Source organism: Rhizobium sp. UFLA01-1127 (genome assembly GCF_059803845.1).
Genome location: NZ_JAUQTZ010000074.1, coordinates 14,386 through 29,880 on the forward strand (window position 1 = coordinate 14,386; position 15,495 = coordinate 29,880).

Sequence of the window (15,495 nt, forward strand, 5' to 3'; positions counted from 1 at the left end):
AAATGAGTAATTCCCTTCATGGCTGAAATGAAGCTTCAGGAACTGAAAAATAAATCCCCGACCGATCTCCTGGCCTTTGCCGAATCGCTCGAGGTGGAAAACGCCAGCACGATGCGCAAACAGGAATTGATGTTTGCAATTCTGAAGGTGCTGGCGAGCCAGGACGTAGAGATCATTGGCGAGGGCGTCGTCGAGGTCCTGCAGGACGGCTTTGGTTTCCTTCGCTCCGCTAATGCGAACTATCTTCCCGGTCCGGACGATATCTATATCTCCCCCTCCCAGATCCGCCGCTTCTCGTTGAAGACGGGTGACACCGTCGAGGGGCCGATCCGCGGGCCGAAGGAAGGCGAGCGCTATTTCGCGCTGCTGAAAGTCAACACCATCAATTTCGACGATCCTGAAAAGATCCGTCACAAGGTCCACTTCGACAACCTGACGCCGCTCTACCCGAACGAGCGTTTCCGCATGGAACTCGACGTTCCCACTTCGAAGGACCTTTCGCCGCGCGTAATCGACCTCGTGGCGCCGCTCGGCAAAGGCCAGCGCGGCTTGATCGTTGCTCCGCCCCGCACCGGTAAGACCGTTCTCCTTCAGAATATCGCCCATTCCATCACCGCCAATCATCCGGACTGCTATCTGATCGTGCTTCTGATCGACGAGCGTCCGGAAGAAGTGACGGACATGCAGCGCTCCGTGCGCGGTGAAGTCATTTCCTCGACCTTCGACGAGCCGGCTGTGCGTCACGTCCAGGTCGCCGAAATGGTCATCGAGAAGGCCAAGCGTCTCGTCGAGCATGGCCGTGACGTCGTCATCCTGCTCGATTCCATCACGCGCCTCGGTCGCGCCTACAATACGGTCGTTCCCTCTTCCGGCAAGGTTCTGACCGGCGGTGTCGACGCCAATGCGCTGCAGCGCCCGAAGCGCTTCTTCGGTGCCGCCCGCAACATTGAAGAAGGCGGCTCGCTGACGATCATCGCGACGGCGCTGATCGATACCGGCAGCCGTATGGATGAAGTTATCTTCGAAGAATTCAAAGGCACAGGTAACTCAGAAATCGTGCTCGACCGCAAGGTTGCCGACAAGCGCATCTTCCCGGCGATGGATATCCTCAAGTCCGGTACGCGTAAGGAAGACTTGCTGGTGCCGCGCCAGGATCTGCAGAAGATCTTCGTTCTGCGTCGCATCCTTGCGCCGATGGGTACGACTGACGCGATCGAATTCCTCATCGACAAGCTCAAGCAGACGAAGAACAATCCGGATTTCTTCGACTCGATGAACACCTGATCTGCCACGGGATTTGATCTCGCCGCCGGTTCGGGCGACGCTCATATAATGTTACGATCGGGCCGCAAGACGCGGCCCGATTTTGTTTTTGACGGACGGATGTCGAAATCATCGGTATTTCGACAATCGATTCGGATACGGATCAGTTTGATGCTAGCGGCAAATGAGACAATCTACGCACTTTCCAGTGGGAGTTTACCCGCTGGAGTTGCTGTTATCCGCCTCAGCGGAGATCTGAGTTTCTCTATCGCTGAATCTCTCGTGGGGACATTGCCGCCTCCTCGACAAGCTGCTCTGAAAACGATTCGGACTCGTAACGATTTAGTGGTCGATCGCGGTCTCGTTCTGATCTTTTCCGGGCCGGCCTCCTTTACGGGCGAGGATTGCGTGGAAATCCATGTTCATGGCGGCAAAGCAGTGGTAAATGCGCTTCTCGGCGAGCTTTCCACATTTGAGCGGTGCCGTCTCGCGGAGCACGGCGAGTTCTCACGGCGCGCCCTTGAGAACGGAAAGATGGATCTGGTGGAGGTGGAAGGCCTCGCAGATCTCATCAGCGCCGAAACCGAGATGCAGCGACGGCTCGCGCTGGAGCATGCTGCCGGTGGGCTATCCGATCTCTATAATGGTTGGGCCGACCGCTTGACGCGGGCGCGCGCCTTAATCGAAGCGGAGCTGGACTTTGCCGATGAGGACGATGTCCCCGGCTCGGTCTCGGATATGGTATGGATCGATATGAGACGGCTGCAGTTGGAACTCTCCGATCATCTTGCAGGGGCCGATCTCGGCGAGATCATTCGCGATGGTTTGAAGGTCGTGATTGCCGGCGCTCCGAACGCGGGAAAATCCAGCCTCATGAATGCGCTGGCAAGGCGCGAAGTGGCGATCGTCACCGATATAGCCGGTACGACCCGTGACGTTCTGCACGTCGATCTGAATATTGAGGGATATGCCGTCAAGCTCTACGATACGGCCGGTTTGCGGGAAACTGAAGAAATTGTCGAGCGTGAAGGCATTCGCCGAGCGTTGCGGACGGTAGCCGATGCTGATCTTGTCTTGTCTCTCGCGGAAATTGGCGAAGAAGCGCAGCGGAACTTTCCTGACTTTGCCGGCAGAGTTCTGGCCGTCGGGACGAAATCCGATATCCATCCTGGAGTTCATGACGGCTATGATGTGCTGATATCGTCGACCACCGGCTTCGGATTGGCAGATTTGCACGAACTTCTTCGCGAAGATTTGCGGGTGCGCTCCGGCGCGCTGTCATTGGCTTTGCCAAGCCGTTTGCGTCATCGTACTTTGCTGAACGAGAGCCTCAGGGCTGTCGAGGCAGCACTTGATTCGGAAGACCGCGGCCTGGATATCAGAGCAGAATATCTCAGGCAGGCGGCGACAAGCCTTGGGCGGATTACCGGCCGTGTCGACGTAGAAGATCTGCTGGACGTGATCTTCTCGGAATTCTGCATAGGCAAATGATTCACGTGAAACACGGCGCTGAACACATCTCCAGCCGACGTTTCACGTGAAACCTTCTTGACTCTTGAAATTGGTATGCCAAACACACGGCACGACCGAGGACTTGATGATGCTCGATAATGCGTATGATGTGATCGTAGTAGGTGGTGGCCATGCGGGCAGCGAAGCGGCAGCAGCGGCGGCTCGGCTGGGCACGCGCACTGCGCTGGTGACGCATAAGCGCGACACGATCGGCGTGATGTCCTGCAATCCGGCGATAGGCGGCCTTGGCAAGGGCCATCTGGTTCGAGAGATTGACGCTCTCGATGGTTTGATGGGACGCGTTGCGGATGCTGCCGGCATTCAGTTCCGTATGCTTAATCGCAAGAAAGGCCCCGCGGTCCGCGGTCCGCGCACCCAGGCGGATCGCAAGCTGTATCGTCTGGCCATGCAGGCGGAGATCAGCGCGATTGACAATCTCGATGTCATAGAGGGCGATGCTTTCGATCTCGCTTTCGAGCATGGCCGTGTGTCTGCGGTGATCCTGAAGGATGGGCGAGTCCTTCGCTGCGCTGCGGTCGTTCTTACGACCGGAACCTTTCTTCGCGGCCTTATTCATATCGGTGACAAGAAGATCCCGGCCGGCCGGGTGGGCGAGGAACCCTCAATCGGTCTGTCAAATACGCTGCTTCGGCACGGCCTGGCTCTGGGGAGGTTGAAGACCGGAACCCCTGCCCGCCTCGACGGCACCACTATCGACTGGAATTCGGTCGGACGGCAAGGGGCGGACGAAGATCCGACCCCCTTCTCTTTCATGACCAACTGCATTGTGAATCCGCAGATTGAATGCGGCGTCACTCGGACGACGCCGGAAACACATAGGATCATTGCCGATAATCTAAAGCGCTCGGCCATGTATTCCGGGCAGATCGAAGGTGTCGGACCACGCTATTGTCCGTCGATCGAGGACAAGATCGTCAAATTCGGCGAGCGCGACGGCCACCAGATCTTTCTTGAGCCGGAGGGCTTGGACGACACTACCGTCTATCCGAATGGCATATCGACCTCTCTCCCCGAGGAGGTTCAGGAGGATTTCATTAGGACCATTCCGGGGCTGGAACGAGTCCGCATTCTCCAGCATGCTTATGCCATCGAGTACGACCACGTTGATCCGCGAGAACTGAAGCTCTCCTTGGAAGTGGAGAGGATTCCCGGTCTTTTCCTGGCGGGTCAGATCAATGGTACGACTGGATATGAAGAGGCCGGCGCCCAAGGTCTTGTTGCCGGGCTGAATGCAGCGCGTCTGGCGGCGGGTGGTAAGGCCATCGAATTCAGCCGCACAGAATCTTACATTGGTGTGATGATCGATGATTTGACTTCGCGCGGGGTGGCGGAGCCTTACCGCATGTTTACCTCGCGCGCAGAGTATCGTCTGTCGCTCCGAGCGGACAATGCAGATGTCCGCCTGACGCCGCTCGGCCTTGCAATTGGATGTGTAGGCTCCAGCCGCGGCGCGCGTTTTGAACGCTATATAAGCATGCTCGATCATGTCCGTACGCAGCTGAAAGGCCTCACGGTGACGCCGAATGAGGCCGAAAAGGTTGGGATGCATTTGAACAAGGATGGTCAGCGGCGTTCTGCCTATGAGCTCCTCTCTCATCCCGGTCAATCTGTCGAAGCACTGTCGCGGCTCTGGCCGGAGCTGCGATCGATCGAGCGGGCCGTGGCCGAGGCGATTGAAATCGAGGCGGCTTATGCCGTTTATATGGATCGGCAGACAGCTGATATCGTTCAAGTCCGCAAGGAAGAAGAACGGGCAATTCCAGCGGATTTCGATTTCTCCGGTCTTTCGGGATTGTCGAATGAGCTGAAGCAGAAGCTGGCGAAAGCGCGCCCAAAGAATATTGCTCAAGCGTCGCGCATCGATGGGATGACGCCGGCGGCGATTTCCCTCTTGTTGGCTCATCTGAGAAAGCTGAGCGCTGCTGGCGAGCAAAAGCTAGTTTCCTGATACTACAAGGTTAGAGAGTCCGTCATATGCAATTGAACGGTGTGCGTGTTTCACGTGAAACACTGGAGCGGCTGCATCATTTTGCCCTGCTCTTCCAGAAGTGGGCGAAGACCATCAATCTTGTCGCGCCTTCGACAATGGACGACCTTTGGAGCCGCCACATCGCGGATAGCGCCCAGATTTTCCAACTCCATCCTTCGACGGATCACTGGATCGATCTTGGAAGCGGCGGTGGTTTTCCAGGTGTGATAACGGCTATATTATTGGCGGAAAAAGGCGCCGGCCACGTCGATCTGGTCGAAAGCAATCAAAAGAAGGCTGCTTTTCTGCGCGTCTGTCTGCGGGAATGCGAAGCCCGCGGCGCGGTGCATGCGATTCGCATCGAAGAAGCGCCTGCGGTCATTCAGAACTGCGATGTGATTTCAGCGCGGGCGCTTGCCGAATTGGAACTGCTTCTGGACTACGCAGCTCCCTGGATCGAGCGCAATGAAAATCTGCGTCTTTTGCTGCATAAAGGCCGGGATTACGAACGCGAGCTGCAGAAAGCCCGTGGTCGTTGGGAATTCGATCTGGTAAAACATCAGAGTGTCGTCGAGCGAGATTCCGTCATCCTGGAGCTAAGTCGCCTTCGACGCCTGATTTAACCATATTTGGATGTGCGGCAGATGATCGGCGAGCGAAACCGGATTATTACCATCGCAAATCAAAAGGGCGGCGTCGGCAAAACAACGACCGCGATCAACCTGGCGACGGCTCTCGCCGCCATCGGTGAGCGCGTCCTGATTGTCGATCTCGATCCGCAGGGCAATGCCAGCACGGGTCTCGGTATTGAGCGGCGGGACCGCAAATTATCGTCCTACGATTTGCTGGTGGGCAGTCATACGATCATGGACACGGTGCAGGAAACGGCTGTGCCGAATCTCTTCATCGTGCCGTCGACGATGGACTTGCTCGGTGTCGAAATGGAAATCGCGCAGCAGCCGGATCGTGTCTTCAAGCTGCGCCGCGCGCTGAATGCGTCAGATGCCCTTGCCTTCTCCTATATTCTGGTGGATTGCCCGCCCTCTTTCAATCTCCTGACCATGAATGCCATGGCGGCGGCGCATTCCGTTTTGGTGCCGTTACAATGTGAATTTTTCGCCCTAGAGGGTCTCAGTCAATTGCTGGAGACGGTGGATCAGGTCCGGCGTACGGTCAATCCATCCCTCGATATTCAGGGGATCGTCCTGACCATGTTCGATTCCCGCAACAATCTGGCGCAGCAGGTCGTTAGCGACGTGCGTACGCATCTGGGTGAAAAGGTCTACCATACGTTGATTCCGCGCAACGTGCGCGTGTCCGAGGCGCCGTCCTATGGGAAGCCGGCCATTCTTTATGACCTCAAATGTGCAGGAAGCCAGGCCTATCTTCAGCTGGCCTCCGAAGTGATCCAGAGAGAGCGCCAGCGAAAAGCTGCGGCCTGATGACATAGTATTTGTTCCAGAGTGAGTATCGGCGATGAATGATGATCTTTCGAAGCGGCGTCTCGGGCGCGGATTGGCTGCTCTCATCGGAGAGATGGATCAGCCGACGCCCGTGGATGCCGGAAGGCCGGCGGTCAACCCCGATCGGCTCGTGCCGATCGAGTTCATCAGCCGCAACCCGCGCAATCCTCGCCGCTATTTCGATGAAACCGAGCTGCATGATCTTGCCAGCTCCATTCGCCAGCATGGCATCGTTCAGCCGGTCGTAGTCCGCACCGTTTCCACCGATCGTTATGAAATCATCGCCGGCGAAAGGCGTTGGCGTGCGGCGCAGCTTGCCGGTCTGATCGAAATTCCGGTCATCGTTCGCGATGTCGACGACAAGACCGCGCTCGAAATCGCCATCGTTGAAAACGTCCAGCGTGCCGACCTCAATCCGTTGGAAGAGGCTCTGGGCTACGAACAGCTGATCGCCGAGCACGGCTATACGCAAAACGATCTCGGTGAGATCATCGGAAAGAGCCGCAGCCACGTTGCCAACTCCCTGCGGCTGCTGAAACTTCCCGATCCGGTGCGCGATATGCTTGCAGCCGGCTCGCTTTCCGCTGGCCATGCCCGCGCTCTGGTTTCGACGTCCGATCCGACGGCGCTGGCGCGTACCGTCGTGTCAAAGGGCATGTCCGTTCGCGATGCCGAACGACTGGCACAGAACGACATCAAAGCGCAGAACGATCCCCGCCCTGCCGGAGCACGCAGGGACGAGAAGGATTCCGACACGCTCGCGCTGGAGCGCACGCTGTCCGACACGCTTGGATTGGATGTTTCCATCAATCACCGAGGCAATGGCGGCCAGGTGAAGATCAGCTACAAGACGTTGGAGCAGCTTGAGGAGATCTGCCGGCTTCTGGAACGTCGCTGAGCTTTATATCCTAGTAAAAACAAAGGTTTGAGCTGAAACCAGGCTCCAAAGGCGGCGTGTGGTCGCCGCTTCCCGTGAAACATCAGCCTTTGCGGGCTGACTGCAATGTAGTCGAGAGAAGGGTTTGCGTTGCGATCGTATCTTCGAGGCTCGCACGCTGGCGGGTCTGGAGAATGGCGGATTGCAGCCTGTTCATCTCGCGGGCGATCGCGGGGGCTGACCAGGTTTTGAGGGCCTGCTCTATGATCGGCTTGCGCCTGAAATGCAGATGGCGCCCGAGCGTCTGCATGACTTGTGTCGGAGCGATCCGCTTCTCGTCCATTTCCGCCCGCATCGTATCGAGCATTTGAAACTGCCTGAGGCAGCCCTGGAGGACGAGAAACATCGGGGTCTTGGAAGAGGCGATCTTCTGCATGGCATGAAGGAAGGCTTCCGAATCGCCCTTCAGGATGGCGTCCACGGCGTCATCCGCGGAGATGGCGCTGGCATCGCCGATGATCTCGATGACGTGGTTTTCCTCGATCGTGCCTTGGCCTCGGCAATAAAGCGCCAGCTTTCGTACTTCGTTGCGGGAGGCGATGCGGTCGCCGCCCAAAAGCTCGAGCAATGCTTGACGGGCTGTCGGGGCAATGCGCAGCCCTTCATTTGCCAGCTCAGTATCTATCAGCCCGTTAAGAGCCCTTGCGTCGTCGGCATAGCAGGGAATGACGGCGACGGCGCGCGCCGGCTCTGCTACTTTGCGCAGGCCTGAACCCTTTTTGAGGTCCCCGGCCTCGATAATGACAAAGCTGGCATTTGGAGGGTCGTCAGCGATGACCTGCAGCGAATCGACTAGCGCCTTTTCGTTTGCGACGCCGCGAATCCAGACGAGCTTTTCTCCGCCGAACAGACCGATGGAATTGACTTCATCGAGCAGGCGGCCGGCATCATTCTGCAGGTCGCCGACATCGAGCTTGATAAGGGAAAAGGCATCGTTCAGATCAACGCCCGTCCGGCCGGCTATCTGAGCGGCACGCTCGGAAACCAGGCCGCGATCCGGGCCGTAGATCACGAAGATCCGGTAGTTCCGCGCGGCATTTTGGAGGAATCCGTCGAATTCGTGGGACTTGATTTCCGCCATGCTGCGCCCTTGATCAGCGGCTGAGCGCGGCTGCGATGTCGGCAGCCACCATTTCAGCCACTTCGCGGGCTGCACGGTCTTCCGAATCGCGAATTGCACGCTGCTTGGCGAATTCCTGGCTCGGGAAGTCGACGAGCGAGGTCACCGCACGGCTGCCAGACTTGATTACCCTGCCGGTGCTGATTTCCCTCAGCGTGAAGGATGCCGTTACCGTGGTTCGGCCTGCGCCCGATGTGTCGGAAGACGGCAGATAAAGGACGCCGCCGGTACCGGATGAAACGCTTAGGTCCACATTGTATTTCGGGGCCTTCGTTTCCCCAGCGCCGCGTCCGGCGATGAAGATCAATTGATTACGGACCTCCTGGCTGACGCGTGTGCCGACGTCGGAGAAGGAGACTTCCGAGAGCTTCTGCGTAACACCCGTGCTGACGGCATAGAGCGGCTTGACCTGGCAGGCGGACAGAAGGCCGGCGACAGCCACCAGAGACGCAACGCCTGCGATGCGGGCGAACTTGAAAAGACTATCAGACGACAATGTTCACGATCCTCTGTGGAACGACGATGATCTTTTTTGGCGCCTGATCATTCAATGCGCTTTTGACAGCATCCAGTGCGAGCACAGCCTGTTGCACGGCATTCTGATCTGCATCGCGCGCGATTGTCAATTCGCCGCGCTTCTTGCCGTTGATCTGGACGGGATAAATGATCTCGTTTTCGATGACGAGGGCTTCGTCATAGGCAGGCCACGGGCTGGTGGCGATCATGTTGCTGTTGCCGAGTGCTGCCGAGCATTCTTCGGCCAGATGCGGCGTGATCGGCGCAACCAGCGCAATCAGGATTTCGACGGCTTCGCGGACGGCGGAGCGGTAGGCGGCATCGCCCTGACCACCGGCTACCTTGCTCAGCGGTGCTGCCAGCGCATTGACGAATTCGTAGATGCGGGCCACGGCCTTGTTGAAGGCGAGTTTGTCGTAGTCACCCTGAACGGCTTTCAGCGTGCGGTGTGCTGTCTGCGAAATCGCCAGGGCTTCGCCTTCCTTAGCCGGAGTCGATTCGACCGTCTTCAAAGCCTCAGCCGCTTCGGAGACGAGGCGCCACATGCGCTGGGTGAAGCGATGGGCGCCTTCGACACCGGCTTCCGACCAGATGACGTCACGATCGGGCGGCGAATCGGAAAGCACGAAGAAGCGCGCGGTATCGGCGCCGTAGGAGGCGATGATGTCGTCGGGATCGACGACATTCTTCTTCGACTTCGACATCTTCTCGATGGAGCCAATGGCAATTTCCTCACCGGTCGACAGCAGCGTGGCGTGTCGCTGACCGTCCACTTCCTCAATGCGGATATCGGCCGGCGATACCCATTCGCGCGTCAGGCCATTGCCGCGGCTGTAAGTCTCGTGCACGACCATTCCTTGCGTGAACAGGCCCTTGAAGGGCTCCCTCACGTCGAGATGGCCGGTTTCGCGCATGGCGCGGGTGAAGAAGCGCGAGTAGAGCAGATGCAGGATCGCGTGCTCGATACCGCCGATATACTGATCGACGGGCAGCCAATGGTTGGCGGCCTTCTGATCCGTCGGCTGATTTTCCCAAGGGGCGGTGAAGCGGGCGAAATACCAGCTCGAATCGACGAAGGTATCCATCGTATCGGTTTCCCGGCGCGCATCCTTGCCGCATTGCGGGCAGGCGACATGGCGCCAGGCGGCGTGGCGATCGAGCGGGTTACCGGGCTGGTCGAAGGTCACGTCGTCGGGCAGTCTGACCGGCAGATCCTTTTTCGGCACCGGCAGTACGCCGCAATCGTCGCAATGGATGACCGGGATCGGGCAGCCCCAATAGCGCTGACGGGAAATGCCCCAGTCGCGCAGACGGAAATTCACCTTGCGCTCGGCCTGCGGCGCATTGCCGAGACTCGTCTCGGAAAGCTTCGTCGCCACCGTCTCAAAGGCTTCCTCGGTGCTCATACCGTTGAGGAAACGAGAGTTGATCATGATGCCATCGCCGTCATAGGCGGTGTCACCGACGCTGAAGCTTGCCGCATCGCCATCGGCGGGCATGACGACGGGAACGACCGGCAGGCCGTATTTGCGCGCGAAATCTAGATCGCGCTGGTCACCCGACGGGCAGCCGAAGATGGCACCCGTGCCATAGTCCATCAAGACGAAGTTGGCGATGTAGACCGGTAGTTCCCAGGACGGGTCAAAGGGATGGCGGACCCGGATGCCGGTGTCCATGCCCTTCTTCTCGGCGGTTTCGAGTGCTGCCAGCGAGGTGCCGGCGCGGCGGCATTCCTCGCAGAAGGCTTCGATGGCCGGATCTTTGGCGGCCGCTTCCTTGGCCAGCGGATGGTCGGCCGAGATCGCCAGGAAGGAGGCGCCGAACAGCGTATCCGGACGGGTCGTGTAAACTGTGATTTCGCGATCGCTGTTGGGGGCGGTTTCGGCCACGATTTCCCAGCGAACGGTCAGACCTTCGGACCGCCCGATCCAGTTCTTCTGCATCAGCCGCACTTTTTCCGGCCAATGGTCGAGCGTATCCAGGGCATCCAGCAGATCCTGGCTGAATTCGGTGATCTTGAAGAACCATTGCGTCAGCTCGCGCTGCTCGACGAGAGCGCCGGAGCGCCAGCCGCGTCCGTCGATGACCTGCTCGTTGGCGAGAACGGTGTTGTCGACCGGGTCCCAGTTGACCTTGGACTTCTTGCGATAGACCAGGCCCTTCTCCATCATGTCGATGAAGAGCATCTGCTGGCGGTGATAATAATCGACGTCGCAGGTCGCGAATTCGCGGCTCCAGTCCAGCGACAGGCCCATGGCCTTCAGCTGGGTGCGCATCGAGGCGATGTTCTGGTAGGTCCATTCCTTCGGATGGACTTTATTGTCGCGTGCGGCGTTTTCCGCCGGCATGCCGAAGGCGTCCCAGCCCATCGGATGCAGCACATTATAGCCGCGGGCACGCTTGTAGCGGGCGACGACATCGCCCATCGCATAATTGCGCACATGGCCCATGTGGATGCGGCCAGACGGATAGGGAAACATTTCTAGAACGTAGTATTTCTCACGCGGATCGGCATTGTCTGTCACGAAGACCTTTTCTTCGTTCCATTTTTCCTGCCAGCGGGGCTCGGCATCGCGCGGATTATAACGTTCGATAGACATCTGTTCTTGTATTCCGGAAAATCATGGGGAGTCAGGCGTGACCTTCACCACGAAACCACCCAAGCGTCAAGTTTAGCAGTTGCAGCAAGTGCCTTATCTTGCAAAGCAAAGCCGGATTCCGGCGCATTCGCCCTTGGCAAAGGCCGCCTGCCTCATTACTGCAAGGTTTGAGAAGCAAGCGAAAATATCGAGGCGAAAAGATGGAACTTCAAGAGCGCCTGAACGAAGTTCGTTCCCATATAGCGGCAGCGGAGCGGCGGGCTGGCCGAGCGGCCGGCTCCGTGCAGCTTGTTGCCGTTTCCAAGACCTTCGACGCTGATCAGATCCGCCCGGCCATTTCAGCCGGCCAGCGGGTATTCGGCGAAAACCGCGTGCAGGAAAGCCAGGGGAAGTGGCCGGAGCTGAAGGCTGAAACGCCCGGGATCGAGCTGCATCTCATCGGCCCGCTGCAATCCAACAAGGCAGCCGACGCCGTGGCGCTGTTCGACGTCATTGAGACGATAGATCGGGAAAAGATCGCGCATGCCATCGCCGACGAAATGAAGCGGCAGGGCAAGAGTTTACAGCTCTATGTGCAGGTCAATACTGGCCTCGAGCCGCAGAAAGCGGGGATTGCGCCTGACGATACGGTCGCTTTCGTCGATCTTTGCCGCAAAGAACTCGGGCTTTCGATCCAGGGTCTGATGTGCATTCCGCCGGCGGAAGAAAATCCGGGGCCGCATTTTGCGCTGCTTGCAAAGCTCGCCAAGCAAGCCGGCGTGGAAAAGCTCTCCATGGGCATGTCGAGCGACTATGAAACCGCCGTCGCCTTCGGCGCCACCAGTGTTCGCGTCGGCTCGGCGATTTTTGGGACTCGATAGGCCGCAAACAAAAAGCCCCGGTCAAAACCGGGGCCTCGCAAATCTTCGATAAGATCGAATCTCAGAATTGGTCGTCGTCCTCGTCGTCGCGGCTGGTCGACTTCAGCGACTTCAGCTTGGCGAAAACGGCGTCAGCATCGATTTCCTTTTCCTTCTCTTCTTCGCGCTCATAGCTGAAGCCGAGCTTTTCGGTTTCCTGAGCCGGCTGCAGCGTTGCGCCGAGTTCGGCGGCGGTCGGCAGCGGACGGCCCTTAGCGGCCTTTTCGACTTCCATGTCGAGATCGATCTGGCTGCAGAGGCCGAGCGTGACCGGGTCCATCGGCGTAAGGTTGGCCGCGTTCCAGTGCGTGCGGTCGCGAATTTGCTCGATGGTCGACTTCGTGGTGCCGACGAGGCGGGAAATCTGCGCATCCTTCAGTTCCGGATGGTTGCGCACCAGCCAGAGGATGGCGTTCGGGCGGTCCTGGCGCTTGGAGACCGGCGTATAGCGCGGGCCGCGGCGCTTGGATTCCGGCACGCGGACCTTCGGCTCCGAGAGCTTCAGCTTGTGGTTCGGGTTGGCTTCGGCGCGGGCGATTTCGTCGCGCGTGAGCTGGCCGGTCGAGATCGGATCGAGGCCCTTGATGCCCTGTGCGGCCTCGCCATCGGCAATGGCCTTTACTTCGAGCGGATGCAGTTTACAGAACTGCGCGATCTGGTCGAATGACAAGGCCGTATTGTCGACAAGCCAGATGGCAGTTGCCTTCGGCATGAGCAATTGTTGAGCCATGGATATAGTCCTTCTGTCAGTCCGCGCCGGTGTCGCGGTCCGGGGTGTAACACCACATTGTCCGGGAAATACGGCCCTATATAGCGATAGTGTCGCGGAATTGCAATTCTTTGCGCATGAAATGCACTTTGTCCAATTGCTGTCGTAGTTTGACCTGCTATTTATTGGCCGGAAAGAGCACTCACACCGGCAAACGGGGTGCGAGGAATTGAGGAGGAGAGAATGTCGGACAAGATTCATCCGGTGACGAAGCCGGTCAAGGCGCGTGCTTTGATCGACAAGGCGAAATATCAGAAATGGTATGAGCAGAGTGTTCAGGATCCCGACAAGTTCTGGGGCAAGCACGGCAAGCGCATCGATTGGTTCAAGCCCTATACCAAGGTCAAAGACACGTCCTTTACCGGCAAGGTCTCGATCAAATGGTTCGAGGACGGCGTCACCAACGTCTCCTATAATTGCATTGACCGGCATTTGAAGAAGCATGGCGATCGCGTCGCCTTCATTTGGGAAGGCGACAATCCCTATCTCGACAAGAAGATCACCTATAACGAACTCTACGAGCAGGTCTGCCGACTGGCGAACGTGCTGAAAAAGCACGGCGTCAAGAAGGGCGACCGCGTCACCATCTACATGCCGATGATCCCAGAGGCTGCCTATGCGATGCTTGCCTGCGCTCGTATCGGCGCGGTGCATTCGGTCGTCTTCGGCGGTTTCTCGCCGGAAGCGCTTGCCGGCCGTATCGTCGATTGCCAGTCGACCGTCGTCATTACATGCGATGAAGGTGTGCGCGGCGGCAAGACCATCCCGTTGAAGGAAAACACCGATACGGCGATCAAGATCGCCGCCAAGCAGAAGGTTTCGGTCAAGACCGTCATTGCCGTGCGCCGCACCGGCGGCAAGGTCGGTTGGGAACCCGGCCGCGATGTGTGGTATCACGAGGAAACCGCGAAGGTGAAAGCGGATTGCCCACCGGCGAAGATGAAGGCGGAAGATCCGCTGTTCATCCTTTATACGTCCGGTTCCACCGGCAAGCCCAAGGGCGTACTGCACACCACGGCCGGCTATCTCGTCTATGCGGCGATGACGCATGAATATGTGTTCGACTACCACCCCGGCGATATCTACTGGTGCACGGCCGATGTCGGCTGGGTGACGGGCCATTCCTATATCGTCTACGGGCCGCTTGCGAACGCCGCGACCTCGCTGATGTTCGAGGGCGTGCCGAACTATCCGGATCAGGGCCGCTTCTGGGATGTCATCGACAAGCACAAGGTCAACATCTTCTACACCGCCCCGACGGCGATCCGTTCGCTGATGGGGGCCGGCGACCATTTCGTCAAGCGCGCCTCGCGCTCCAGCCTGCGCATCCTCGGCACGGTCGGCGAGCCGATCAATCCGGAAGCGTGGGAATGGTATTACAAGGTGGTCGGCGACAGCCGCTGCCCGATCGTCGATACCTGGTGGCAGACGGAGACCGGCGGCCACATGATCACGCCGCTTCCGGGCGCGACCGATCTCAAGGCCGGCTCTGCCACCCTGCCCTTTTTCGGCGTGCAGCCAGAATTGGTCGACAATGAGGGCAACGTGCTGGAAGGGGCGGCCGACGGCAATCTCGTCATCGCCGACAGCTGGCCCGGGCAGATGCGCACGGTCTATGGCGACCACGAGCGCTTCATCCAGACCTACTTCTCCACCTACAAGGGCAAATACTTCACCGGCGACGGCTGCCGCCGCGACGAGGACGGCTACTACTGGATCACCGGCCGCGTCGACGACGTGCTCAACGTGTCGGGCCATCGTCTCGGCACGGCGGAGGTGGAATCGGCGCTGGTGTCTCACAGCCATGTGTCGGAAGCCGCCGTCGTCGGCTATCCGCATTCCATCAAGGGCCAGGGCATCTATTGCTACGTGACGCTGATGGTGGGTATGGAGGGTACCGACGCGCTGCGACAGGAGCTGGTGAAGCATGTCCGCACCGAAATCGGCCCGATCGCCTCGCCGGACAAGATCCAGTTCACCCCCGGCCTGCCGAAAACCCGCTCCGGCAAGATCATGCGCCGCATCCTGCGCAAGATCGCCGAGGACGATTTCGGCGCGCTCGGCGATACCTCGACTCTGGCCGATCCGGCTGTAGTCGATGATCTGATCGCCAACAGGCAGAACAAGGCGGATGCTGCTTGATCTCGGCGCTCTATCCCGCCCCTTGCGGGAGGGAAAGCAAAATCAGCATTTAGCCGGAAGGCTAAGTGCTAGATTTTGCAAGGGAGGAGTAGGCAGGGACGTACCGGCTTTCCTGGTGCTATACCAGCAAGCAACCAACCCCCGCTCTTGCAATTTCAATGGCTTAGAAATTGCGCTAGTGTTCTGAACATGTGTGACTTTCGGTGTCGCAATTCCTAAACATGGGGTAATCGCGGTCGCGATCTCCCCGGCTCTTTTCCAAGATGATGGTGGAACGGGTGGTT

At 58.6% G+C, this 15,495-nt stretch carries 12 protein-coding genes; 8 read left to right on the top strand and 4 right to left on the bottom strand.

What is annotated here, in order from left to right:
• Positions 1 to 18 precede the first annotated feature (18 nt).
• The 6 genes from rho to Q4Q11_RS18825 all read left to right on the top strand — a co-directional run bounded on the left by rho (position 19) and on the right by Q4Q11_RS18825 (position 7,126).
• On the top strand, positions 19 to 1,284 hold the full coding sequence (rho, locus tag Q4Q11_RS18800; protein ID WP_004127423.1) for a transcription termination factor Rho: 1,266 nt from the start codon (positions 19 to 21) through the stop codon (positions 1,282 to 1,284).
• Between the two features lie 150 nt (positions 1,285 to 1,434).
• Entirely contained in the window at positions 1,435 to 2,754 is a 1,320-nt protein-coding gene (mnmE, locus tag Q4Q11_RS18805) for a tRNA uridine-5-carboxymethylaminomethyl(34) synthesis GTPase MnmE (RefSeq protein ID WP_498570465.1), read from the top strand.
• A gap of 109 nt (positions 2,755 to 2,863) precedes the next feature.
• Complete coding sequence (gene mnmG, locus Q4Q11_RS18810; RefSeq protein ID WP_113213420.1) at positions 2,864 to 4,744, top strand: tRNA uridine-5-carboxymethylaminomethyl(34) synthesis enzyme MnmG; 1,881 nt, start codon at positions 2,864 to 2,866, stop codon at positions 4,742 to 4,744.
• Between the two features lie 26 nt (positions 4,745 to 4,770).
• On the top strand, positions 4,771 to 5,388 hold the full coding sequence (gene rsmG, locus Q4Q11_RS18815) for a 16S rRNA (guanine(527)-N(7))-methyltransferase RsmG (protein WP_113213365.1): 618 nt from the start codon (positions 4,771 to 4,773) through the stop codon (positions 5,386 to 5,388).
• Positions 5,389 to 5,409: 21 nt separating this feature from the next.
• Positions 5,410 to 6,207, top strand: a complete 798-nt coding sequence (locus Q4Q11_RS18820; RefSeq protein ID WP_113213366.1) for a ParA family protein — start codon at positions 5,410 to 5,412, stop codon at positions 6,205 to 6,207.
• Positions 6,208 to 6,241: 34 nt separating this feature from the next.
• Positions 6,242 to 7,126 carry a ParB/RepB/Spo0J family partition protein gene (locus tag Q4Q11_RS18825; protein ID WP_112505138.1) on the top strand — a complete coding sequence of 295 codons (885 nt, stop codon included), beginning with the start codon at positions 6,242 to 6,244 and terminating at the stop codon, positions 7,124 to 7,126.
• Between the two features lie 82 nt (positions 7,127 to 7,208).
• Here Q4Q11_RS18825 and holA read toward each other — a convergent pair whose 3' ends face one another.
• Genes holA through leuS form a run of 3 tightly spaced genes read right to left on the bottom strand, consistent with a single transcriptional unit; the run spans position 7,209 to position 11,401 of the window.
• Entirely contained in the window at positions 7,209 to 8,246 is a 1,038-nt protein-coding gene (gene holA / locus Q4Q11_RS18830; protein ID WP_498570462.1) for a DNA polymerase III subunit delta, read from the bottom strand.
• Between the two features lie 13 nt (positions 8,247 to 8,259).
• Complete coding sequence (locus tag Q4Q11_RS18835) at positions 8,260 to 8,781, bottom strand: LPS-assembly lipoprotein LptE (protein ID WP_113213368.1); 522 nt, start codon at positions 8,779 to 8,781, stop codon at positions 8,260 to 8,262.
• Positions 8,771 to 11,401, bottom strand: coding sequence for a leucine--tRNA ligase (gene leuS / locus Q4Q11_RS18840; protein WP_498570463.1), 2,631 nt, complete (start codon positions 11,399 to 11,401; stop codon positions 8,771 to 8,773). The genes Q4Q11_RS18835 and leuS overlap by 11 nt, the downstream gene beginning before the upstream one ends.
• 200 nt (positions 11,402 to 11,601) lie before the next feature.
• Here leuS and Q4Q11_RS18845 point away from each other — a divergent pair, with 200 nt between their 5' ends.
• A complete protein-coding gene (locus tag Q4Q11_RS18845; protein WP_113213370.1) occupies positions 11,602 to 12,261 on the top strand; it encodes a YggS family pyridoxal phosphate-dependent enzyme in 660 nt (219 codons plus the stop codon).
• Between the two features lie 61 nt (positions 12,262 to 12,322).
• On the opposite strand, the gene Q4Q11_RS18850 is transcribed toward Q4Q11_RS18845, so the two are convergent.
• Positions 12,323 to 13,030 (bottom strand): DUF1013 domain-containing protein, encoded by a 708-nt coding sequence (locus tag Q4Q11_RS18850; RefSeq protein ID WP_112505123.1) that lies wholly within the window; start codon positions 13,028 to 13,030, stop codon positions 12,323 to 12,325.
• 222 nt (positions 13,031 to 13,252) lie between these two features.
• Here Q4Q11_RS18850 and acs point away from each other — a divergent pair, with 222 nt between their 5' ends.
• Positions 13,253 to 15,211, top strand: a complete 1,959-nt coding sequence (acs, locus tag Q4Q11_RS18855) for an acetate--CoA ligase (RefSeq protein ID WP_498570464.1) — start codon at positions 13,253 to 13,255, stop codon at positions 15,209 to 15,211.
• The last annotated feature ends 284 nt before the right edge of the window (positions 15,212 to 15,495 follow it).